This is a genomic window from Mycobacterium sp. 852002-40037_SCH5390672 (assembly GCF_001665875.1).
In the GTDB taxonomy this organism is placed as follows: Bacteria; Actinomycetota; Actinomycetes; order Mycobacteriales; family Mycobacteriaceae; genus Mycobacterium.
In genome coordinates this window covers 37,513-58,935 of record NZ_LZTA01000082.1, presented here as the reverse complement: position 1 = coordinate 58,935, position 21,423 = coordinate 37,513, and the positions used below count along the sequence as shown (strand labels likewise).

Sequence of the window (21,423 nt, the reverse complement as noted above, 5' to 3'; positions counted from 1 at the left end):
GAAACTCCTACGACCTGTGGATAACCGCTCTGGCGCCGCGAAATGGCGGCCTACCGTGGGCATCGACGGATTCACAGGGTTGGGGGATCGAGTGCCGCGTCAGCCGGCCACGTGGCTGCACGTCAGCGCTTACCGGTATTTGCTGCGTCGCACCGAAAGCGCGTTGCTGGGCGAGAATGTTCGGGCTGCCGGGTTTGGCTCGCGTAGGCATCCGGCATCTCTGTTCGGATGCCTGCTCACCGCTATCGCCCTGGCGGGCTGTGCGCTTCTCGCCGTGCTGCGACCTCATGTCGCGCTGGACCGCGCGCAGATCGTGGTGAGCCGTGAGTCCGGTGCCCTCTTCGTTCGAGTGGGTGACGCCTGGCATCCGGTGCTCAATCTGGCCTCTGCCCGGCTCATCGCGGCGACGGCTGCCAACCCGCAGCCGGTTACCGATTCCGACCTGGACGCCACCAAACGCGGCCCGCTGCTGGGCATTCCGGGCGCACCGCAATTCCTCGGCAGGCCGCTGTCGCCAGGGGATATGGATTGGTCGATGTGCGCTAGCACGGGCGCTAGCACCACGACGGTCGTCATCGGCCGCCGCTCCGAGGCGCCCCCGGTGCACCGCGTGCCCGCCGGACAAGCGATCCTGGTGGCGCCCGCTGCGGGTTCGCCCGTCCACCTGCTCTACAACGGGCACCGGGCGGCGGTAGACCTCGACGATCCTGCTGTTTTGCGCGCGCTGCGCCTCGAGGGCCGCGCGCCGGTGCTCGTCTCGCAAGCGTTGCTGAACGCCGTGCCGGAAGCGCCGCCGATCGCGCCACCGCGGATCCACGGCCTGGGCGCCAAGACGCCCCGATTGCCCGGATTTTCGGTCGGCAGTGTGCTTCGCATCACACGCGCCGACGGCGACGAGTATTACGCGGTGCTGGCCGCCGGAGTGCAGCGCATCGGTCAAGTGGCCGCCGACCTCCTGCGCTTCAGCAACTCGCAGGGAACGGCCAACCCCGTCACCGTCGCACCCGAAGCGATCCGGGCCGCGCCCGTCGTCGCCGAACTACCGGTTGCCCTCTTTCCCGACCACCCGCCGGCACTCTCAGAGCCCGCCGGCGCGTTGTGCGCCAGCTGGGAGGCGGCGCGATCCGGCCGAGCCGAAGTTGCGTTCCTGACCGAGAGCCGGCTACCGATCCCGTCCGGCCGGGCGCCGGTGGCTTTGGCGCAAGCCGACGGCAACGGTCCGGCGCTGGACGCCGTGTACGTGCCTCCCGGCCGAAGCGCCTACGTGCGGGCGGGCGACAAAGCCGGCACCTGCTACCTCATCACCGACACCGGCGTCCGGTTCGCCATTCACGACGACGACGCCGCGCGCGACCTCGGTCTCGCGGACGCGTCCCGGGCACCGTGGCCGCTTCTCAGACTGTTGCCGTCCGGCCCGGAGCTGAGCCGACAGCGCGCATCACTCGCACGCGATGCGGTCGCGGGCATGCCGTAAACGACCTCTGAGCGCCCCGGTGGTCAGCACGACAGTCAGTGCAACCAGGCAGATCGCGGCTCCACGAAGCGCGGTGTCCCGTGCGCGAGCATCGCGCGGTTGAGTCGGCGGCGACGCGATGATCGGCACCGGTGCCGGCGATGGGCCGGGACCGGTGGCGCCGGTACCCGTGCCGGTGCTGACCGCGGCGAGCGGGTCAATGGTGCCGTTACCGACCAGGGGATCCCACCCGGCGGGCGGATGACGCGCCGTCGCCTTGATGCGTTGCATCACCTGGCGCGCGGGCAACGCCGGGAAGCGGGCCCGGATCAGCGCGGCCACTCCGCTGACCATCGGGGCGGCATAGCTCGTGCCGGATACCGGCTCCGGCGCGAGTGACGTCACCGCCTCACCCGGTGCGGCGACATCGAGCCAGGGGCCGGCAAGGGTGAATGGCGACGGCACTCCATCGGCATTCACCGAACCGACGGTCAGCACGTAGTCGTCATACCAGGCGGGACTGACCGTGACCGTGAGGGTCTGCCAGGTGGCGTCGGTCCGTTGCCGGGGGCACTGTCCGGCGCCGCCGGTATTGCCGGCCGCGGCCACGACGACGGCATTTTTGACGTCGACGGCGTAGGCCAGCGCGGCACCCAGCGCACGGTCGTCGAGCGCCGAGGCCGCCGGTACGCACGCGATCGACGAAATGTTGATCACCGAGGCTCCGAGATCGGCGGCCGTCCGAACGGCTTTCGCCAGACTGTCCACGTCACCGACCCCGATGCGGGACCGGTCGCTGGCCGGGGCGAACTTCGCGCTGGACTGACGAATGCTGATCAACGTGGCCTCCGGCGCCACCCCACTGAAGCTGTCGGACTTGGAATCTGGGGCGGCCGCGATGATTCCAGCCACCAGCGTGCCGTGCGCGTCGCAATCCTGCGTTCCGTCACCGGTGGACACGTAATCGCCACCGGGCACCACATCGGGCAGCCGACGGTGTCGTGAGATCCCGGTGTCGATGACCGCGACCCGTTGCCCGGCGCCGCGGCTGAGTTGCCACACCGCCGGTAGGTCGCCCAGATCCACTGGCCGGTTGCGACCTGGTCCCGAGTCGACAGCCATCGTCGCGCAAACCTCGCGTTGCAGGGTCGGCCACGCCGACGCCGGCCGGGCGGGCTCGGGCAACCACCTGTCATCGACACCGGGCGGCGAAACAGCTTGTGCCGCCGGCGCTCCGAACGCGATCGGTAGTGTCAGCGCCGACACCGCCAGCAGGCGGCCGGCGCGTGAGCTCATCACGTGAGGTTCAAACCCCGCACCGCACCGTAGAGTCCACATATCCAACAGGTCAACGGAACCATTGCTGCCAGCGCCAACCACTCCAGCAGGCCGACGCCACGGCGTAGGACGGGCGACGCGGGTCGTGCCGGACCGGCGAACCCGAGGTACATCGCCGCGGCGACCGACATTGTGGTTGCCGCCGCGACCCACGCGCCGTGCGCCACCGGGCGCGAGGCGGCCACGCCGAAGGTCGTTGCGGCAATGATGATTCCGCTGGCCGCAAACACCAGCATCCTTCTGGTGTCGCCGGATCGGGAGCGCAACAGCAACAGCGCCCCGGTGAGCGTGCCGAACGCGGTGCAGGACAGCCGTGGCGCGCCGGCAAGCACGGTGACGACCGCGCCCACCGCGGCTGATACCGACAATCCGGCAAGCAGGCTTGCCAACCACCTGTCGGCGCGGACCGCCTGGCGGTACACCCTCGCGCCGCCCGGTTCTACTTCAGCCACCTCCGGCGTCCCCAGTCGGGGCGATAACCCCGCCAACGCGATAGATGCGCGCGCCGCCACGCCGAGCAGGCCAAGGGATACCAGCCCAGCTGCCGAAGCGATGACGTGCAATGGCGCCCCGCTGATCACACCCACCAACGCCGCCACGGCGATAACCATGGCGCAGCACGACACGGCCGTCAATGTGACCACGCCGCAACCGGATACGCGCATCGCCACAACCGCAGTGACCCCGGCCGCCGCCGCGGCCAGCAACACATTGGGCACACCGGGAGCCCCCGGCACCGCCACAACGCCGGCAATTCCGGCGAACATTGTGGAGATCACGCTCAGCGTCAGCCCGGCGATCTGGTCTCCATAGCCGCGGTGCGCGATGGACGCCAGCCCCAAGGCGAGGGCGCCGGCCGACACCAAAACAGCGATCGTGGTGCCGGCGTCCCTAGTCACGTTGGTGAAAAACATGTTTCGCACGATCACCGCACCCCCGACTCCGGTCAACAGGATCGCCGCGGCCGCACCGATGAACCGGACTGCCCGCCCATACGAAGCGCTCCTGCACGGCTGTGCCGCGGCTTCGAGCGTGGGCCGACACGGCCTGCGCTATGTCGAAATAACGGGGCGCGGGCAACGGCGCGCATCGCCGGCTCAGCACCAGGATTGCGCCGTCTTCGATGCCGTGCTGCGCCAGCGTCATTGATGGATCCAATCCGGACGCGCCCGGCACCGCCAAGTGATAGCGCCCGGCTTCGTCGTCCCGGTGATCCACCCCGAGGATGTCGACGATCGACGGAATCAGCACGGCGACAGGGATCCCGGCGGGCAGGGTGACGTCGACGACGGCAACGTCCCAGTGCACTGAGACGCGTCGCAGTCCGGCATCGGATGCAGCCAACAGTGAACCCTTCGGTCGGATTAGCAGAGAACATAGCCAGATTTGGACCGTCCGGTTTCCGGCTGTCCACAGGTGACTTGTCGCCGATGCCGGTGCTTCTTACCGTCGTCGCACGGGAGGGGATGAGATGACCCAGGCGTTCGTGTCGGCGGTACCGCAGGTTCCCGCTGAAGACATCGTGGTAGACGCGCCGCCCGAACTCCCATCTCCGGAATCGCCGGGCATGCTGCCACGGCTGGTGCCGGTTGTGCTTTCCCTGGTGTGCATGGGCGTCATGGCCGCGGTGTTCACCGCTGGGACCGGCGCGGCCCGTAACCCGATGTTTCTGGCATTCCCGGCGATGATGCTGGTTTCGACTGTGGTAACCGGGCTGACCGCCCGAACCCGTCGGCACGGCGGCGGGATCGATGCCGACCGCGATCAATATCTCGAATACCTGAGCAGGTTGAGTCAGCCTGTATCCGAAATTGCTGTGGCACAGCACATGTCATCGGTCAGGAGCCATCCCGATCCCGACACGCTGTGGACGTTGATCGGCGGCCCACGGATGTGGGAGCGGCGGCCGACCGACGTCAACTTCGGCCTCGTCCGGGTGGGCATGGGAACCCAGCCGCTCGCCCGCCGATTGGTTGCCCCGCGGCTGCCGCCGGAGGAACTCCGCGATCCGGTCACTGCCGCGGCTTTACGGAACTTCCTGCACACCCATTCGGCGATCCACGCTGCGGCCACGATCGGCTTGGGTGCCGGAACACTCGTGACGATCGACGGCGATCCGGCCGAGGTGCGCGGGCTACTGCGTGCGGTCGTCTGCCAACTGGCCGTACTGCACGCACCCGATCACGTGCTGATCGCCGCTGCGATCGACGAGGAGAACCGAGCCTACTGGGATTGGCTGAAATGGCTGCCCCACAACCAGCATCCGGTCCACACCGACGAGGCGGGTCCGGTGCGGATGATCTATTCGGGCGCGGCAGAGGCGCGGCATGCGCTCGCGGCGGTGCAAGGACCCGAAGTAGTGGTGATCACCGATCTGGCCGAGGGTCTCGATCCGATCATCGGCGCAACCGGCATCGGGGTCGGCACCGGCTGCGATGGCGCACCGTTGAAAATCACGACCCCCGCCCACCCGGCATCCGGATTGCGCCCCGACCGGATGGCGCCCATCGACGCGCTGATTTGTGCACGCCGGCTGGCCGGGCACCACGCGCGCACGGCCTGCTCGGCACCTTCTGGCCCCAATTGGCAAGAAATGGCCGGGCTTTCCGATCTGGACCGTTTCGATCCGGTCACTGTGTGGCGTCGCCGAGGGCACCGCGACCGACTTCGCGTACCGATCGGAACCACCGTTGAGGGTGTCCCACTCGAGCTGGACATCAAAGAGCCGGCCGAAGACGGGATGGGCCCACATGGGCTGTGCATCGGCGCCACCGGATCGGGGAAGTCGGAACTGTTGCGCACCATCGCGCTGGGCATGATGACCCACAACTCACCGGAAGCGCTGAATCTGCTCCTCGTCGACTTCAAGGGCGGCGCAACATTTTCCGACTATGCGCACGCTCCCCATGTGTCGGCGGTGATCACCAACCTGGCCGACGACGCGCCGCTGGTGGCCCGGATGCGCGATGCCCTGGCCGGTGAGATGAACCGTCGCCAGCAATTGCTGCGGACAGCGGCCTGCGCCAGCGTCGCGGCATACCAACGCGTGCGCGGGGTTGGTGCCGCCCCGCTGCCCACGCTGTTCATCATCGTCGACGAGTTCTCCGAATTGCTCAGCCAGCATCCCGATTTCGCCGACATGTTCGTCGCGATCGGCCGCCTCGGCCGTTCACTGGGCATGCACCTGCTGCTGGCCAGCCAGCGCCTCGATGAGGGCCGCCTCCGCGGACTGGAAGCCCACCTCTCGTACCGGATCTGCCTGAAAACGCTGTCCGCCGCCGAATCCCAAGCCGTGCTGGGGAATCTGGACGCATACCGGCTGGCGGGCACCCCTGGCGCCGGGTTCTTGCGCATCAGCGGTGGTGAACCGATTCGCTTCCAGGCCGCCCTGGTTTCGGCACCGCTGCCGGCGAACACGCCATCTCGTGCGCCCGCCGTCACAGCGCGCTCGGTGCGGGTGTTCAGCACCCGGGTAACCGGGGCGGTCACCCGCGCCGCCGACGTCAGCGGGACGCCCGAACGGACCATCTCGCATGCTGTGCTGGATCGCCTGGGTGGCCAGGGGCCATTCGCGCATCGGGTCTGGCTGCCCCCGCTCGGGTCGGCGCCCGCGCTGCGCACCGTGCTGGCCGACGCTGGCTGCATGCCGGGGAACCTGACGGTCCCCATCGGCATCATCGACCGCCCCTTCGATCAGTGCCGGACACCGCTTATGGTCGATATGTCAGGAGCCGCAGGCAATGTGGCGGTCATCGGCGCACCCCAATCGGGAAAGTCGACGACGCTGTGCACCCTCATTACGGCCCTGGCGGCCACGCATGATCCTGGTCAGGTGCAGTTCTACTGCCTGGATTTCGGCGGTGGGGCGCTGTCGACGGTTGACGCCCTGCCGCATGTGGGTGCGGTGGCGGGGCGAGCGGAACCGCGTCTGGTCGCCCGGATGGTCGCCGAATGCGAGTCGCTCGTGCGTCGCCGTGAAGCCCTATTTCGTGAGCACGGCATCGCGTCGATCGCCCAATACCGTCAGCGGCGCATGAACAATGATCCGTTCGGTGACGTCTTCCTCGTCATCGACGGCTGGGCGGGCGTGCGCCAAGGATTCGAAACGCTGGAGGAGTCGATCACCGCACTGGCGGCTCAAGGGCTTTCGTTCGGTGTGCACGTGGTGTTGTCGGCGTCGCGGTGGGCCGAGGTCCGGCCATCGCTGAGGGATCAGATCGGCACTCGCGTCGAGTTACGGCTGGGCGATGCCGCGGACTCCGAAATCGACCGCAAGGCCGCGCAGCATGTGCCGCGTGACAGCCCGGGCCGTGGTCTTTCCCGTGAGGGCCTGCACATGGTGATTGCCCTGCCCATCGCCGAGGTGCCGGCCGGTGAATCGATTGCTCCGCCGATACCCCAGCTGCCCATGCAGGTGGATCGCGAAGCGATCGAGATCGCAGTGCGCGGATCGAACGCCGAATCGGGTACGCCGATCCTGCTTGGCCTACGGGAACGCGAACTACGGCCGATGGCAATCGATTTCGGAAGCCACTCCCATCTTCTGGTCCTCGGCGACAACGAGTGCGGGAAGACCGCGACGTTGCGGACGTTGTGCCGCGAAATCGTCCGGACGAAGACGCCCATGCAAGCCCGGCTGTTGATCGTCGACTTTCGGCGCGCACTGCTCGGTGTCGTCGAGTCGGAACATCTCAGCGGTTATGCCATGTCGCCCGCGGCGCTGGCTGTATTGCTGCCCGAGCTGATCGAGTCTCTGCGGGCGCGGATGCCGCCGCCGGACGCCACCCAGGCCCAGTTGCGCAGCGGTGTCTGGTGGTCGGGGCCGGAACTTTTTGTCGTCGTCGATGACTACGACCTGGTCGCCACCCCGACGGGCAATGCGCTGGCACCCGTCGTCGAGTTCTTGCCGTATGCAGCGGATCTGGGATTACATCTGGTCATTGCCCGCCGCAGCGGTGGCGTCGAGCGCGCGATGTTCGAGCCACTACTGGCGAGTCTGCACGACCTCGGTTGCATGTCGCTGCTGATGAGCGGATGTCCAGCTGAAGGCGGATCGTTCGGTTCCACGCGGCCGATGAGATTGCCGCCGGGCCGCGGCGTCCTGAGCACTCGGGCCGGTGCCGAAGAACTCGTCCAGGTTGCCTGGAGCCCACCATGAGCGACCACCCTGCAATCATCGAAGCCGGACCCGGCACGATCCGCCGGTTATGTTGTGCGACAAGCACAGTCGCCGACGACGACATGGCCGGCATCGTTCGGGCGGCGCTGGATGCGATTGACGACCGGGTAGCGCTGGTAGGGGAGCGCCCGGTAGCCGTCGACGCATTGTGGGAAGCCGCGCTGCGATCGGCAACCCGGGGGCACCGCGACGGTATGGTCGTCATTCATCCCTCGTGGTGGTCGGCGCCGCGCGTGGACGTGGTGAGTGCGGCCGCTGCGTCCGTGGCAGGTGAAGCGCGGATGCGGGCACGATCGTCGCTGCTGATGCAGTCTTGCGGTGCCGCACCGGCCGCGACGGTCGTGGTCGAAATCGCCGAGCGACTGGTGGCGATCACGGCGAGCGAGGTCACCGCCATACCGCGTAACGCCGAACCGCAGTCCGTCGCCCACGGCGTTGCGGGTGTCATCGCCGCGATGGCGCCCGCGGCCGCGCTGATCGACACACCGAGCGCCGTCGCCGGTGCGCCGGTGCTGGCGACGCTGATCGCCGACGCGGTGCGCGGAAGCGGACAGAAGATCCCAAACATCCTCACGATCAACGACATCCGGCTGGCCCGACTCGCGGCATCGGCCTACCCGGTGCGTGCGAAGATCACACCCGCCGGTGCCAACCGATCGCGCGGTCGGACGCGGAGCGGGCTCGGTGCGGCCGCCATCGTGATCGCCGCGGCGGCACCGACCGCAGTGACGATGGGCCGCCCCGGTGTCGTAGCGTCGAAGCCGGTGGAAACGGCGCCCACTACATTTCTGGTGGAGGGCCGGGTGGCGCTGTCGGTGCCGGTGGCATGGTCGAAGCAGCGGGTGGTCAGTGGACCGGGCTCGGCACGGGTGCAGGTCACGTCGCCGGCAGATCCCGAAGTGGCTTTGCACATCACCCAATCGCCGGTCGCGGGCGAGACATTGAGCGGCACCGCGGACCGGTTGAAGCGCGCGATCGACGCGGCGCCGCCCGGGGTGTTTGTCGACTTCAACCCGTCCGGAACCAGCGTCGGCCGGCCGGCGGTGACTTACCGCGAAGTGCGCCCCGGCCATCATGTGCGCTGGACGGTGCTGCTGGACGGCCCGGTTCGGATCAGCATCGGTTGCCAGAGCCGGGCCGGCGACGAAGACGCCGTCCGCGATGCGTGCGAACAGGCGGTGCGATCCGCCCACGCGGTCGGATGAGAATTTTATGGAACCGCAAGACGGCCGCGTGGGTCGTATTTGGTATGGCTGCATCGAACACGCTGAGCACCGACTTGGACCTGATGCGGTCGGTGGCGGGTGCCACCGACGTCCGCAACGAGGAAATCAGGGCGATGCTGCAGGCATTCGTCGGTCGCATGAACGGCGTGCCTGCGTCGGCGTGGGGCGGGCTCGCCGCCGCGCGCTTCAAAGAGGTGATGGATCGCTGGAACGCGGAGTCGCTGCGGCTCTACCACGCCCTGAACGCCATCGCCGACACCATTCGGCACAATGCGGCCACCCTGCAGGAGGCCGGCCAAAACCATGCACACCACATCGCCGCCGCCGGCGGAAACCTGTGACGAGGGAGGATCCCCGTGGACCCGGTGCTTTCCTATAACTTCGGCGAAATCGAACACTCGGTGCGCCAGGAAATCCACTCCACGTCGGCCCGCTTCAACGCCGCGCTGGACGAGCTGTGCACACAGATCACACCGCTGCGGCAGCTCTGGACCTCTGAAGCGGCCGCCGCCTACCAGGCTGAGCAGCTGAAATGGCATCAGTCGGCGACCGCGCTCAACGAGATACTGGTCGAGCTGGGAAATGCGGTACGCGACGGTGCGCAAGAGGTGGCCGAAGCCGACCGTCGGGCGGCCGGCATCTGGGCGCGGTAGCGGCCGAATAGACACCGCGCGGTCCTAGCCGCGCCGTGAGACCTGTGTGGTCCTGACGGGGGAGAGCCGTCGGGACCACACAGTCATTTTGACCTGCGGGGATGGCGGTCGGTAAGCTGCTCCGTTGGCGTGCGGTACGCCGGGGCCTCGGGTCAATGTCGGTCGCCGAGACAAGCCCTGCCGCGAACGCCTGACCGGCCCCCGGGTCACACCGGGATCACCCCGAGCCAAGAGGCTCGCAAAGAGAAAGTGGTAAGCGCTGTGCCTACGTACACGCCAAAGGCGGGTGACACCACGAGATCGTGGCACGTCATCGACGCCACGGACGTGGTGCTTGGCCGCCTTGCCGTCGTGGCAGCCACCCTGTTGCGCGGCAAGCACAAGCCGACGTTCACCCCCAATGTCGACGGCGGTGACTTCGTCATCGTCATCAACGCCGACAAGGTCGCCTTCAGCGGCCAGAAGCTGGACAAGAAGCTGGCTTACCGCCACTCGGGGTATCCCGGTGGTCTGAGCAGTCGCACCATGCGCGAGCTGATGGACAAGCACCCCGACCGTGTCGTTCAGGACGCGATCGTCGGCATGCTGCCCAAGAACAAGCTGGCCCGCCAGATCGCGCGCAAACTGCACGTTTACGCCGGCCCGACGCACCCCCACGCCGCACAACAGCCCGTTCCGTACGAGATCAAGCAGGTGGCCCAGTGACCGAAACGCCCGAGGCCGTGGAAAACCCGGAAAACCCCGAAACCGCGGATAACCCGGAAACCCCGGAAGTCGAAGTGACCGTCGAGGTCGCCGAGGTGACCGAAGCCCCGGTCGAGGCCTCCGACACCGTCGAAGCCGCCGCGCCCGCCGAGTCCTTCGTGTTCGACCGGCCCATCCAGACCGTCGGCCGCCGCAAGGAGGCCGTGGTGCGGGTGCGCCTGGTGCCGGGCACCGGCAAGTTCAACCTGAACGGCCGCACCCTGGAGGGCTACTTCCCCAACAAGGTGCACCAGCAGCTCATCAAGGCCCCGCTGGTCACCGTCGACCGGGTGGACAGCTTCGACATCTACGCGCTGCTGCACGGCGGCGGCCCGTCGGGGCAGGCCGGCGCGCTGCGTCTGGGCATCGCCCGGGCGCTGATCGTGGCCCAGCCCGAGGACCGGCCCCCGCTGAAGAAGGCCGGCTTCCTCACCCGTGACCCGCGCGCCACCGAGCGCAAGAAGTACGGCCTGAAGAAGGCCCGTAAGGCGCCTCAGTACAGCAAGCGCTGATCAGCCGTCGCTATCCGGCCACAACTTGGCATCGTGGTGCACAAGTTGTGGCCGGCTGCGGCGTGTCTGCGCCCGGACGTGGCCGGTTTCGTTCACAAAGGAACGGGCACGTTAGGTGCTAGCCCGACAACTGTGAGAGGTTTGTTCGCATGGGTCGACTATTCGGCACCGACGGTGTCCGTGGGGTCGCCAATCGCGAGTTGACCGCCGAGCTGGCGCTGGCGCTGGGTTCCGCGGCGGCGCGGCACCTGGCGAGCGCGCCGGCACCGGGCCGGCGGGTCGCGGTGATCGGCCGCGATCCGCGGGCCAGCGGCGAAATGCTCGAGGCGGCGGTGATCGCCGGGCTGACCAGTCACGGCGTCGACGCGCTGCGGGTCGGGGTGCTGCCCACCCCCGCGGTGGCCTACCTGACCGGTGCTTACGACGCCGACTTCGGGGTGATGATCTCGGCGTCGCACAACCCGATGCCCGACAACGGCATCAAGATCTTCGGTCCCGGCGGCCGCAAGCTCGACGACGGCACCGAGGAGCAGATCGAGGCGTTGCTCGGGGCGGACCCGGGGTTGCGCCCGGTCGGCGCCGGGATCGGGCGGGTCATTGACGCCGAGGACGCGGCCGACCGCTACCTGCGCCACCTGAGCAAGGCCAGCACGCTGCGCCTCGACGGGCTGACCGTGGTGGTGGACTGCGCCCACGGCGCGGCCTCCGCGGTGGCCCCGCGCGCCTACCGCGCGGCCGGCGCGCGGGTGATCGCGATCAACGCCGACCCTAACGGGCTCAACATCAACGACAACTGCGGTTCGACGCACCTGGATTCGCTGCGCGCGGCGGTCGTCGCGCACCGCGCCGACCTGGGCCTGGCGCACGACGGGGACGCCGACCGGTGCCTGGCCATCGACGCCAACGGCAATCTGGTCGACGGCGACCACATCATGGTGGTGCTGGCGTTGGCCATGCACGAGGCCGACGAGCTGGCGTCCAAGACGTTGGTGACCACCGTGATGAGCAACCTGGGGTTGCACCTGGCCATGCGCTCGGCCGGAATCACGGTGCGCACCACCGGTGTTGGCGACCGCTACGTCGTGGAGGAATTGCGGGCCGGCGACTACAGTCTGGGCGGCGAGCAATCCGGGCACATCGTGATGCCCGCGCTGGGCTCGACCGGCGACGGCATCGTCACCGGGCTGCGGCTGATGAACCGCATGGCGCAGACCGGCTCGTCGCTGGCCGAGTTGGCCTCCGCGATGCGGACGCTGCCGCAGGTGCTGATCAATGTCACCGTCGCCGACAAGGACACCGCCGCCAGCGCGCCCGCGGTGCAGAGCGCCGTCGGGCAGGCCGAGGCCGAGCTGGGCGATACCGGCCGAATCCTGTTGCGCCCGTCGGGAACTGAGCCGATGATCCGCGTCATGGTGGAAGCGCCCGAGAAGGACATAGCTCAGCGGGTCGCCGCTCGCGTCGCCGAAGCGGTCAGCGACGCGCTCTGATCTCCTCGGAACCCCGGCGCGTCTGGGGGCGTCGGATAAGGCATGAAATCCGTTGGGGGAACACGCCCTGTAGCCGTCGCCCGTACGCAGATCGATGTGCCGGCGGCGCAACGTGTCGCTAACCAATTCGCGATGGCGGCCGACTTCCTCGACCGCGCGGTCAGCGACCATCTGGCCAGGCTGGCGTTCGGTGGGGCCAGCGCCGGGCGGGCGCACACCGCGCGCGGGGACACCCTGCGCGTCGAATTGGAGCGGCTGGTGGCTCAGGTGTCGCAGTGGTCGCGTGCGTCGACCGAGATCGCCCTCGCGCTGCGGTCCAGCGCCGAGCGCTATGCCGACGCCGAACTGTATGCCGCGGCGCGGATCGCCTAGCTCGTGGCCGACCGGTTGGATGTGGCCGCGCGCCTCGCCGAGGGCCGGGTTGCCGTCGAGCACACCCAGACCTACGTGCAGGCCTGTCATGCGCTGGGCTACCAAAACCCCGATCTGACAATGCATCCCGCACAGGTTCGCGAGCGGTATGCGGCTGAGGACGGTCTCGACCTGCGCGCGCTGGACCGCGACTGCGCGGAGCTGCGGGCGGCGGGCGTGGTGGCGGCCGAAGCGCTGCGGATGCAGCGCGCCCAGGTGGCCGAGCTGGCCGCGGCGTGGACGGGTTCGGGCGGGGACGCCGCGGTGCAGCTGTTGCAGCGGCATTGCGACACCGCGGACGCGGTCGCCACCGAACTGCGCGCGGCGGCCCAACGGTGCGAGTCGCTGCGCGACAACCTGTGGTATCTGGTGGACTCGAAAGTGGCGACCGCCATCGCCGTCGACGACCGCGCGCGGCTGCCGCGGCCGGCATGGCTGGCCGCCGCGGCCGCGGTCACGGCGGGGGACCGGGACAGCGCGGCCGACGTGGTGCGCCAGCAGGTTATGCCATACGTGGACAATGACATTCGCAACGACTGGTTGACGGCGATGCGGTCGGCCTCGGACGGGGTCGAGACGTCCTACGCCATGGTCATCGACAAGATGGCAGCCGTACCGACGACGCGCTTCGAATGTCCCGGTGATCTCGGACGTGGTTTTGTGCCGACGCAACTCGCCCCGCCGGTGTCCGTCGCGCCCGTACCGCCGGCCGATCCCGCGCCGACATTGATGTCCGCCGTGCCCGCTTCGGGCGGTGCCACACCGGATTCGGTTGCTCCGGCACCGCCGCCGGTCGCCGCCGCCCCGGCGCCTCCGGCGGACTGGGGAGCCGCGCTCGGCGATGCCCTGGGCATGCCGGCGGGCGATCTGGGTGGCATGCCCATGGGCGACGTCGGTGGACTCGGCGGCGGCGGTCTGGGCGGTGGACTCGGCGGTGGCGGCGGGCTGCTCGGGCTGGCCGGGCGCATCGTCGATGCGGTGGGCGGGCTGATCGGATCGACGGGCGACGGCCTGGGCGGCGCAGACTCATTGGCCGGCGCCGACGACGAGAACGCCTTCGACGAAAACCCGTTCCACCCGGAAGATCCCGAGCACACCGGCGACGTCATCGATGACAAGACCGCAGCTGACGACAAGGCCGCCGAGCACGCCGACGATCCCGCCAAAACAGACCAGGTTCAACCCGTCGGCCCACCCGAGCCGAGCGCGCCCAGCGACCCGATTCAACCGGTCGAGGCCCCGGCACCGGCGGGCGCACCGCCGGCAGACACGTCACCACCGGGCGAGCCGCCGGCACCGCCCGCCGCTCCCTCCGCCGAGCCTGCACCGGCGGCGAACGAGGGGTCAACACCCTGCGAGATTGCCGCGGACCAGCTTCCGCAGGCGGGGCAATGACCGCTCAGGGCTGCAGCTTCAAAGCTTCCTCGACAAAGCGCATGGATTCCTCGCGGTCGGTGGCCAGCGGGTTCACCAGCAGCGTGGTCACCCCGGCCTCGGCGAAGGCGGCCATGCGTTCGGCGACGTATCCGGGCGGGCCGATCAGCGACATGCCGCGCACCAGCTCGTCGGGCACCGCGTCGATGGCCTGCTGCTTGCGGCCCGACAGGTACAGCTCCTGGATCCGGTCGGCGACCTCGCCGAACCCGTAGCGCGTCGCCAGATTGTGGTAGAAATTGCGGCCTTTGGCGCCCATCCCGCCGATGTAGAGCCCCAGCTGCGGCTTGACCCAGGCCAGCCGCTCGTCAAGGTTGTCCCCGATGGCCAGCGACGCGTGCACCATCACATCGAGCGGCCCCAACGCGGGATCGCGCTTGGCGGCACCGGCCGCCAGAGCCTCACCCCACATCGAGGCGGCCTTGTCCGGAAGGTAGAAGACGGGTTGCCAGCCCTCGGCGATCTCGGCGGTGAGCTCGACGTTCTTGGGGCCCAGCGCGGCGATGCTGACCGGAATGCGTTCGCGTACAGGGTGATTGATGAGCTGCAGCGACTTGCCTAATCCCGTTCCGCGGTCCGCGGGCAACGGCAGCTGATAGTGCTTGCCGTCGTATTGCACGCGTTCGCGGCGCCACACCTTGCGGCAGATCTCCACGATCTCGCGGGTGCGGCCGATCGGGGCGTCGAACGGGACGCCGTGAAATCCCTCGATCACCTGCGGCCCGGAGGTGCCGATGCCGAGACGGAAACGCCCGTCGGACACGTAATCCAGCCCCGCGGCGGTCATCGCCAACAACGACGGCGTACGGATGTAGATCGGCAGCACCCCGGACGCCAACTCGACGGTGTTCGTCTTGGCGGCCAGATAGCCCAGCTGGCTGATGGCGTCGAAGGCATACGCCTCGGCCACCACCACGACTTCGATGCCGGACTTCTCGAGTTCGACCAAGCGGTCGACGGCCTCGTGAAAGCCGCCCGAATAATTCAGCGCGATCCCGATTCGCATCAATGACACTTACCAGCTGCCGCGCGACCCGGGACGCTCAGCCCGCCGAAGTGCCCGTCCAGTACTCCGCGAACCGTTGACCGTCGGCGGCCAGGCGAAGGATGTCGTTGCCGGTGAACGAAACCGGGCCGTCCGGACCCAGACCGGTGCCCACCCAGCGGCCCGCGACCAGGTCGCCGTCGCACAGCGGCCCGATCTCGATGGCAAAGCTCAAGTCCGAGAATATGTTTCGGGTCTGCTCGATGACCTGCGCCAGGCCCCGCGGCCCATGTATCTCCCGGCCGGGCCAGTGACCCACGAAGTCCTCGGTGACGATCTCGGCCGCGATGGGCTGGCCGTTCCACAGCTCGATGATCCAGCGGTCGTAGAGCGCCTGCACGGTCGACATAACGGACAATTACCCGCTGGGCGCCGCCGCCTCACTTCAACAGGGCGACGATCTTGTCTTCCAGGGGAATAGCGTGCGCCTCGGGGTCGATCGCCTCCGTGCCCGGCAGGTGCACCTCCGGATCGGCGAAGTCGCGGTAGTCCTTGTCGCCGCCGAGCGTGTAGAGCAGGTAACCGGTCAGCAGCGCCCGAACCGAGCGCTGGGTGCGCCGGTGCGGACCGGCCAGCCCCAACACCTTGGTCAGCCGGCGGCCCTCGACCAGCCCACCGGCTTCGGCCTTGCTGACGATGCGCAGCGTCGCCGCGTCCCACACGTCGGCGAGCGCCAACGCGTTGGAGTTCAGCGTTTTGGGATCACCCGGTGCGGTGAAGATCACTCCGGGGACCTTCAGTGTCGCGGCCGGCTGCTGGGCCGGTGGGCTGGTGACGCTGGGGAAAAGCGCCGCCACCGCCGCGAGCTTGGCCGGCATCCCGGCCGCGGCGAACACCGCCGCCGAGCCGCCGAAACCGTGACCGGCCACGCCGAGCTTGGCGGGGTGCACGCTGATCTTGCCGGGTCCCAGGCGCACGCCCGACACGATGTCCAGGGCGGTGCCGAGATCGAAGGCGAAGTTCAGCACCGACGGAGCCAGGCCGCGCTGGGTGTCGGGCGCGCCGGCCACGATGCCCCACGACGCCAGATGCTCGAGCAAGTTCGAATACCGGGCCGCGCCGGCGAGCCAGTCGTGGCCGAACGCCACGCCGGGCAGGTTCAGCCCCTCCTCCGGGGTGTACACCACACCCGGCAGGCCGGCAAAGGCCAGGTCACCACGCAAAACTCGATGCGGGCCACGGCGGTGCAGTGCTGCGACGAGCTTGCGGATGCGGGCCACGCGTTGACGTTAGCGCATCGCAATCGGGCGACGGGGGACAAGGAACGCCGGGCGCCCGGCACGGGCCTTACCCAGGCGTTTCGCGGTCCTTTTCTAGCCCCGGACCTCGATGACACCCGCCCGCCACAGCGCCGCGTAGAGCTGGTGCAGCGGGATGGCCAGCAGCCGGGTGGTCATGTCCATCAAGGGGTTTCCCGAGCCGGTCGACGGCTGCTGGCGCTGCCTGGGTGATTGCCTGGGCGCCGGTGCCACCGAGGCGGGCACCACGTCGTCGTAGCGAACTGCGGTCATGATTGCCTCCTCATGGCGCCCGATAGGCGGTCCGAAAAGTTACGCATCTCAATACGACCCGTTGCACAATTCCCGGTTAACAACCACTGACGACTGAATTCATGGCTCGGCTAAAAGCGTGGTCCCAGGTAGCCAGATTATCTGACCTACGCAGAATAAACCCCTGACGGCAAATGGATGACCACGGGTTCGTGCCTGACACGCTGCGTGATCGTGATCGGACGGGCGTCAAGCGGCCCATCCTTCCCGCAGGTTCGGGTTGTTTCCGGTGTTTGCTGATATTTTGGATATTAGGCGCAAAAATCTGGTGGGCGACGCAGCAAACGAAAACGTTACGAATACGCTAAGTGAAAAATGATTCCGCCGTTTGTGACGAATGAGTGAATGACTATCGCGGTACCTGCCCGGCGGCCGCCCGGCCGGGGCGCGGATAGCGTTCCAATTGGCGATCAGCGCAACCCCGGTTCATCACCAGCAGGGACGTCCACACTCCACCAACCGGCCAGCGCGTCGTGGGTTGCGCGGTGCGGTACGGGTCGGTCAAAACGGGCCTTTCGCGCAGGTGGGCGGCCTAACCATCACCGCGGAGTGCGGGAGTGGTGGTGCACCTGCACTACCCTGTTCAGAATGTGCGGAATTGTCGGCTACGTCGGGCAGCAGCCCGCCTGTGAAGTCGTCCTGGCCGCGCTGCGCCGGATGGAGTACCGAGGCTACGACTCTTCGGGCATCGCCCTGGCCAACGGTGACGGCATCCTGACGGTCAGCCGTCGCGCCGGCCGGCTGGCCAACCTGGAAGAGGCGGTAGCCCAGATGCCGCCGTCGTCCCTGACCGGAACCACCGGTCTGGGCCACACCCGATGGGCCACCCATGGACGCCCCACCGACCGCAACGCCCACCCGCATCGCGACGCCGCCGGCAAGATCGCCGTCGTCCACAACGGCATCATCGAGAACTACGCCAACCTGCGCCACGAGCTGGAGGCCCAGGGCGTGGAGTTCGCCAGCGACACCGACACCGAGGTGGCGGTGCACCTGGTGGCCCAGGCATATCGGCACGGCGACACCGCGGGCGATTTCGCGGCGTCGGTGCTCGCGGTGCTGCGCCGCCTGGACGGCCACTTCACGCTGGTGTTCGCCCACGCCGACCACCCCGGCACCATCGTCGCCGCCCGCCGCTCCACCCCACTGGTCATCGGCATCGGCGACGGCGAGATGTTCGTCGGCTCCGATGTCGCCGCGTTCATCCCGCACACGCGCAACGCCATCGAACTCGGCCAGGACCAGGCCGTGGTGATCACCGCGAACGGCTACCGGATCACCGACTTCGACGGCAACGACGACTTGGGACCTGGGGCATACCGCGAGTTCCACATCGACTGGGATCTGGCCGCCGCAGAAAAGGGCGGTTACGAGTACTTCATGCTCAAGGAGATCGCCGAGCAGCCCACCGCCGTGGCCGACACGCTGCTGGGACACTTCGTCGACGGCCGGATCGTCCTCGACGAACAGCGCCTGTCCGATCAGGAACTCCGCGAGATCGACAAGGTTTTCGTGGTGGCCTGCGGCACCGCGTATCACTCCGGGCTGTTGGCGAAGTACGCGATCGAGCACTGGACGCGGCTGCCGGTCGAGGTCGAGCTGGCCAGCGAATTCCGTTACCGCGACCCGGTTCTGGACCGCAGCACTTTGGTGGTCGCCATCTCGCAGTCGGGCGAGACCGCGGACACGCTCGAAGCGGTTCGGCACGCCAAGGAGCAGAAAGCCAAGGTCTTGGCGATCTGCAACACCAACGGCTCGCAGATTCCGCGCGAATGCGACGCCGTGCTGTACACCCGCGCCGGCCCGGAGATCGGGGTGGCCTCGACCAAGACGTTCCTGGCGCAGATCACCGCCAACTATCTGGTGGGGCTGGCCCTGGCGCAGGCCCGTGGCACCAAGTACCCCGACGAGGTGCAGCGCGAATACCACGAGCTGGAGGCGATGCCGGACCTTGTCGCGCGGGTGATCGCGACGATCAAGCCGGTGGCCGCCCTGGCCTATCAATTCGCTCAGTCCCCGACGGTGCTGTTCCTGGGGCGCCACGTCGGATACCCGGTGGCGCTGGAAGGCGCGCTGAAACTCAAGGAATTGGCGTACATGCACGCCGAGGGTTTCGCCGCCGGCGAGCTCAAGCATGGCCCCATCGCGCTGATCGAAGACGATCTGCCGGTCATCGTCATCATGCCGTCGCCCAAGGGGTCGGCCGTGCTGCACGCCAAGCTGCTGTCCAACATCCGCGAGATCCAGGCCCGCGGCGCGATCACCATCGTGATCGCCGAGGAAGGCGACGACACCGTGCGCCCCTACGCGGACCACCTGATCGAAATTCCCTCGGTGTCAACGCTTCTCCAGCCGCTGCTGTCGACCATCCCGCTTCAGGTGTTCGCCGCGTCGGTGGCGCAGGCCCGCGGCTACGACGTCGACAAGCCGCGAAATCTGGCCAAGTCCGTCACCGTCGAATAGGCGGGCATAGCCCGCGCCCCTTCGCCCGTATCACCGGCGGACACGCAGCCGATCCATTACATTGCCCTGGGACAGCATTTGCGGCAGGTGGGTTGGGCTACATCCGTACGGGAGGAAGTATGCGATCGGCCGGCACGAAGTACGGCGTCGTAGGTCTTATCGTCCTCATCCTCGCGGCATACCTGGTGGCGGTCGCGATGTACGCGCAGAGCGGCAGTGGCCGGCATCTGGATGTGGCCGCTCCGGCTGTCGACGGCGACAAGCCGTCGGCGACCATCAACGTGGAAGATATTCAGTCCAACAACAGCGTGCTCGCCGTCAACCTGGCGTTCAATCCCGGATTGGCGTTGTTGGACCCGAAAACCCACCATCTCAAGGACGATCTCAGCCTGCGCGTGCGTTCGTCGGCGATGCCGTCGCGGCACACCTGGACCAAGGGCATGCTTCCCGGCCTGATGGCCGTTCCTTTGACCATCGCCGGCCAGATCGAGCGCTGGCCCTTCGATCAATATCGCTCGGGGCCGATCGAAGTCGAAATCTTCTACGGCCCCGACACCGACCGGGCCCCCGACCATGTGCCGGTCACCTTCGTCGACCACCTCTCGGGATGGCGGCTGTCCGCCACCAGATCCCAGGCGGACGGCCCCTACCGACTGAACGTGCGGCGCTCGCTCAGCACCGCGGCATTCGCCGTCGTCATCCTCGGCGTGCTCGTCACGATCGCCAGTCTGGCCCTGTTCGTTGCGGTCCAGACGGCGCGCGACCGGCGACCGTTTCAGCCGCCGATGACAACGTGGTACGCGGCCATGCTGTTCGCGGTGGTGCCGTTGCGCAACGCGCTACCCGGCTCGCCGCCATTCGGAAGCTGGGTCGACATCACCGTCGTCATCTGGGTGCTGGTCGCGTTGGCGGTCTCGATGATTCTCTACATCAGCTCCTGGTGGCGACATTTGAAACCGTTGCCCGCTGCCGCGCCGGCGAATCCGGCCCCGGCGGATCCGGCCCCCGCACCGGCGGAACAGGACCCGGCACCGGCGGATCCGGCCCCCGCACCGGCGAACTAGCCGATCGCCGGCGGCGTGTTTGCCGCCGAAGTTCTCCGGCACCGCGCCGCGCGTGCGAAGGTTGATGTCGTGGCGCATCCATCGGTTCGCAGACGAGTGCGCAGCATGACGCTGGCGGTCTGGCATTTCGTCACAAGCGCGCCGCTGACCTACGGCTGGCTGTTGGTGCTGATGATCACGACGATCATCCAGACCCATCTCACCGGCAGGGAGTTGCATTCGGTACTGCTGCACCGCTCCACCAACATTCACGAGTTGGGCAGGGATCCGCTCGACGTCCTGTTCTCCAGCCTGCTGTGGATCGACGGCAAGAACTTCGAGCCCTACCTGCTGCTGTTCACCCTGTTTCTCGCGCCGGCCGAACACTGGCTCGGCCAACTGCGCTGGCTCACCGTGGGATTGAGCTCTCACATCCTCGCCACCTACATCAGCGAAGGCATCCTCTACTTCGCCATCGAGGAACACGATGCGTCGCAACGACTGGTGCATGCCCGTGACATCGGGGTGAGCTATTTCCTCGTCGGCGTGATGGCCGTGCTGACCTACCACATCGCCCGGCCCTGGTGCTGGGGCTATCTCGGGGTGTTGTTCGTCATCTTCGGTTTCCCGCTGATCACGATGGGTAACGAACTGAACTTCACCGCGATCGGGCACTTCACCTCGATCCTCATCGGCTTGTGTTTCTACCCGATGACTCGCACGCGCTCCGAAGGCAGCCGGCGGTTGAGTCCGGCGCGACTGCGGACCATGGTGCGCCGCCGGGTGCCGCCGGAAACCTCGACCTGATGCCGGCACCGGCGGGCCCCGAAAGGCTATGGGCGCCAGGCCACTCCGAAGCGGTGTCGACCGCCGTGGATGCCGGCG

At 68.0% G+C, this 21,423-nt stretch carries 18 protein-coding genes and 1 pseudogene; 13 read left to right on the top strand and 6 right to left on the bottom strand.

The window, feature by feature from the left end:
* Nucleotides 1-91 precede the first annotated feature (91 nt).
* Entirely contained in the window at nt 92-1,474 is a 1,383-nt protein-coding gene (gene eccB / locus A5782_RS15110; protein ID WP_067101433.1) for a type VII secretion protein EccB, read from the top strand.
* Here eccB and mycP read toward each other — a convergent pair.
* Entirely contained in the window at nt 1,439-2,749 is a 1,311-nt protein-coding gene (gene mycP, locus A5782_RS15105; protein WP_067101430.1) for a type VII secretion-associated serine protease mycosin, read from the bottom strand. The genes eccB and mycP overlap by 36 nt on opposite strands.
* Nucleotides 2,749-4,135 (bottom strand): annotated as a pseudogene (gene eccD / locus A5782_RS15100) (type VII secretion integral membrane protein EccD). Before eccD ends, mycP begins: the two are co-directional and overlap by 1 nt.
* Nucleotides 4,136-4,262: 127 nt before the next feature.
* Here eccD and eccCb point away from each other — a divergent pair.
* The 9 genes from eccCb to A5782_RS15055 all read left to right on the top strand — a co-directional run bounded on the left by eccCb (nt 4,263) and on the right by A5782_RS15055 (nt 14,398).
* Nucleotides 4,263-7,949 carry a type VII secretion protein EccCb gene (gene eccCb / locus A5782_RS15095; protein WP_067101427.1) on the top strand — a complete coding sequence of 1,229 codons (3,687 nt, stop codon included), beginning with the start codon at nt 4,263-4,265 and terminating at the stop codon, nt 7,947-7,949.
* Nucleotides 7,946-9,175 carry a type VII secretion-associated protein gene (locus A5782_RS15090; protein ID WP_067101424.1) on the top strand — a complete coding sequence of 410 codons (1,230 nt, stop codon included), beginning with the start codon at nt 7,946-7,948 and terminating at the stop codon, nt 9,173-9,175. The genes eccCb and A5782_RS15090 overlap by 4 nt, the downstream gene beginning before the upstream one ends.
* Nucleotides 9,176-9,219: 44 nt before the next feature.
* Nucleotides 9,220-9,537: a WXG100 family type VII secretion target gene (locus A5782_RS15085; protein ID WP_067101421.1), complete on the top strand. Its 318-nt coding sequence runs from the start codon at nt 9,220-9,222 to the stop codon at nt 9,535-9,537.
* A 9-nt stretch (nt 9,538-9,546) separates the two neighbouring features.
* A complete protein-coding gene (locus A5782_RS15080) occupies nt 9,547-9,849 on the top strand; it encodes a WXG100 family type VII secretion target (RefSeq protein ID WP_156623953.1) in 303 nt (100 codons plus the stop codon).
* Nucleotides 9,850-10,110: 261 nt separating this feature from the next.
* Nucleotides 10,111-10,554 carry a 50S ribosomal protein L13 gene (rplM, locus tag A5782_RS15075; protein ID WP_067101415.1) on the top strand — a complete coding sequence of 148 codons (444 nt, stop codon included), beginning with the start codon at nt 10,111-10,113 and terminating at the stop codon, nt 10,552-10,554.
* A gap of 95 nt (nt 10,555-10,649) precedes the next feature.
* A complete protein-coding gene (gene rpsI, locus A5782_RS15070) occupies nt 10,650-11,105 on the top strand; it encodes a 30S ribosomal protein S9 (RefSeq protein ID WP_197694239.1) in 456 nt (151 codons plus the stop codon).
* Nucleotides 11,106-11,254: 149 nt separating this feature from the next.
* Nucleotides 11,255-12,592, top strand: a complete 1,338-nt coding sequence (gene glmM / locus A5782_RS15065; RefSeq protein WP_067101411.1) for a phosphoglucosamine mutase — start codon at nt 11,255-11,257, stop codon at nt 12,590-12,592.
* Between the two features lie 42 nt (nt 12,593-12,634).
* Nucleotides 12,635-12,964 (top strand): type VII secretion target, encoded by a 330-nt coding sequence (locus A5782_RS15060; RefSeq protein WP_067101408.1) that lies wholly within the window; start codon nt 12,635-12,637, stop codon nt 12,962-12,964.
* Nucleotides 12,965-12,967: 3 nt separating this feature from the next.
* Complete coding sequence (locus A5782_RS15055) at nt 12,968-14,398, top strand: hypothetical protein (RefSeq protein WP_067101405.1); 1,431 nt, start codon at nt 12,968-12,970, stop codon at nt 14,396-14,398.
* 4 nt (nt 14,399-14,402) lie between these two features.
* Here the strand turns inward: A5782_RS15055 and A5782_RS15050 are convergent, their stop codons facing one another.
* The 4 genes from A5782_RS15050 to A5782_RS15035 all read right to left on the bottom strand — a co-directional run bounded on the left by A5782_RS15050 (nt 14,403) and on the right by A5782_RS15035 (nt 16,993).
* Nucleotides 14,403-15,443 (bottom strand): LLM class F420-dependent oxidoreductase, encoded by a 1,041-nt coding sequence (locus A5782_RS15050; protein ID WP_067101401.1) that lies wholly within the window; start codon nt 15,441-15,443, stop codon nt 14,403-14,405.
* A 37-nt stretch (nt 15,444-15,480) separates the two neighbouring features.
* On the bottom strand, nt 15,481-15,831 hold the full coding sequence (locus A5782_RS15045; protein ID WP_067101398.1) for an ester cyclase: 351 nt from the start codon (nt 15,829-15,831) through the stop codon (nt 15,481-15,483).
* A 31-nt stretch (nt 15,832-15,862) separates the two neighbouring features.
* A complete protein-coding gene (locus tag A5782_RS15040) occupies nt 15,863-16,702 on the bottom strand; it encodes a dienelactone hydrolase family protein (RefSeq protein WP_067101394.1) in 840 nt (279 codons plus the stop codon).
* A gap of 93 nt (nt 16,703-16,795) precedes the next feature.
* Entirely contained in the window at nt 16,796-16,993 is a 198-nt protein-coding gene (locus tag A5782_RS15035) for an Rv1535 family protein (RefSeq protein ID WP_067101391.1), read from the bottom strand.
* Nucleotides 16,994-17,620: 627 nt separating this feature from the next.
* On the opposite strand from A5782_RS15035, the gene glmS reads away from it, so the two are divergent.
* From glmS to A5782_RS15020, 3 genes are all read left to right on the top strand, one after another.
* The gene (gene glmS, locus A5782_RS15030) at nt 17,621-19,495 is read left to right on the top strand and encodes a glutamine--fructose-6-phosphate transaminase (isomerizing) (RefSeq protein WP_067101387.1); all 1,875 of its coding nucleotides are present in this window, start codon (nt 17,621-17,623) and stop codon (nt 19,493-19,495) included.
* A 119-nt stretch (nt 19,496-19,614) separates the two neighbouring features.
* Nucleotides 19,615-20,559 carry a DUF4436 domain-containing protein gene (locus A5782_RS15025; RefSeq protein ID WP_067101384.1) on the top strand — a complete coding sequence of 315 codons (945 nt, stop codon included), beginning with the start codon at nt 19,615-19,617 and terminating at the stop codon, nt 20,557-20,559.
* A gap of 69 nt (nt 20,560-20,628) precedes the next feature.
* On the top strand, nt 20,629-21,345 hold the full coding sequence (locus A5782_RS15020) for a rhomboid-like protein (RefSeq protein WP_156623952.1): 717 nt from the start codon (nt 20,629-20,631) through the stop codon (nt 21,343-21,345).
* Nucleotides 21,346-21,423 lie beyond the last annotated feature (78 nt).